This window comes from Burkholderia sp. DN3021 (genome assembly GCF_049805555.1).
GTDB classification, from domain to species: domain Bacteria; phylum Pseudomonadota; class Gammaproteobacteria; order Burkholderiales; family Burkholderiaceae; genus Burkholderia; species Burkholderia pyrrocinia_C.
In genome coordinates this window covers 1-1,922 of record NZ_JBNCAB010000211.1, presented here as the reverse complement: position 1 = coordinate 1,922, position 1,922 = coordinate 1, and the positions used below count along the sequence as shown (strand labels likewise).

The window sequence follows — 1,922 nt, the reverse complement described above, 5'->3', positions numbered from 1 at the left end:
GAGTGGCGTGGGTGCCGACGTGCGTTTGGTGGCGGGGATGAATACCTACGATCCGCGGACCGGCCAGGACGCGGCGACGGCGCCGGACGGCTCGAAGGCACCGGCGCTGGGCATCAGCGGTGACGCGCTGGGCGCGATGTACGGACGTCACATTTTGCTGGCGAGCACGGAGTCGGGGGTGGGCGTGCGGCATGATGGCGCGATCACGTCGGCGAACGATATCCGGGTGAGTGCCAATGGCGAGGTGACGCTGGGCGGGCCGGTACCGGCGCAACAGGATGTCGCGATCGCAGCGTCGCAAGCAGAGTCTAGCGTGAGTGTGCAGAACGTGAGCGCGGACGGCGCGGTTATCGTTTCCGCACGTGGGCGCGTGGCAACCCATGGGGTGGCGACCGCGGGAGCTGATGTGGTGCTGCTGGGGAGTAGGGTGACGGCCGGCCAGATGAGCGCGCAGCGCGATGTGTTGGTGATGGCGGCAGATGAAGTGAAGCTCAATGGGCCGGTGAACGCGCAGCGCGACGTATTGGTCGATGCCCAAGGTGACGTAGCAGGCAGCGAGTGGGTCAAGGCTGGACGGAACGTGCAAATCGGCGCGGTAAAGGTCGAAGATATGCAGCAACGCAAGGCCGTTGGCAAGCCACTTGTCAAGCCTAAGCCGACCGCAGAGAGCATCAAGGCATTCCAAGAGAAACAGGGCATGTTGCAGCGTGCCGTCGATCGAATGGCCACTGAAGGGTATTTTGATGAAACGCAGTCCCTGCAAGGAGACAAGATTAATTTTAGCGGGTCGGAGTCTGGCAGCCTGCTTCTGCCAGAAGAAATCCCTCCTCGCCCGCAAATGCGAGACGATGGTTATGCGGATTTGGGTGTCAAACCCACCACTGAATACCTGAGGCGATTGGCTGATTTCGAAGAGAAAGTGCGGCGTGCGGAACATTCGGCGCCCGACGTCGAGCTCTTGCATAAGGTAGGTGCAAAGGCGCAGGCGCAATCCATCCAGAATCGTGTGCGACAGGCGTACGACCCATCCACGGTGGGCGGGCTTGTTTTCCGGGGAGCTGCCGATTCTCCGGAGAAAATATTCCATTGTGGCTTTACTCCTACAAGGCAACCCGTATTTGGGGGTGATAATTTAGTGGTCTCCACGACAATCGCCCCTGAGGTCGGGTATGCTTTTGCCAATAGATCAGGAGGTTACCTTTATGCTGCGCAACTCAGTGAAGGTGGTGCTCATATAAGAACAACCCTTAACGATGGGACTCCACTTAAGGAGGTGATGAGCGCTTACGTAAAACCAAGTGAGATCGCTTTTGCAATTGGCCCCTTATTGGATGGTAGGATGGCAAATGGCGTGGAAGGACTTCATCTCAATCCTCATTCGACAGTGCCCACGGACGCAGCGGTATCTATGTATCGGTCGCTCAGGAAGTACGTCAACAGCGCGGATACGATGGACAAGAACATGTCCTTCAAGGATCGCTATGAAAGCCGACGCGATTATTTTACGCACAAACATGAAAGTGGCATTCCCGATGCCAGCCGACCTCAATGGAAAGACAGCAAAGATTTGAAAATGTTGAATGAACAGTTGCGCACAGAGATGGCGCCGGGAATTCGGACAGGTTGGTAAGTGGAACGGTCGTGGCCTGAGCTGGTCATAGGGACCAGCAAAAGGAACCTGAAGATGGCTGAGGTCGGACGGAATTCGTGGAGGCCAACGGGTTAAGCAGCGATCCGATTCAGATAGAGCTATCGTTGGAAGTGGTGTACGCGGCGTAGGGAGGAGGCAGGAGAAGGCGGTGGCGATTGAAGGAGAAATGCTGCTTCTCATGGTAACACTTCCTCAATCGAACTCCACCACCATGGCGAAACATACGCAGGATACGAGCGACAGTCAAACGGCAGAAGCAAACATCAAGGGT

At 56.9% G+C, this 1,922-nt stretch carries 1 pseudogene; it reads left to right on the top strand.

What is annotated here, in order from left to right:
• A pseudogene (locus ACPUER_RS36525) lies at window positions 1–1,630 on the top strand (hypothetical protein); the annotation flags it as partial.
• Window positions 1,631–1,922: the final 292 nt, after the last annotated feature.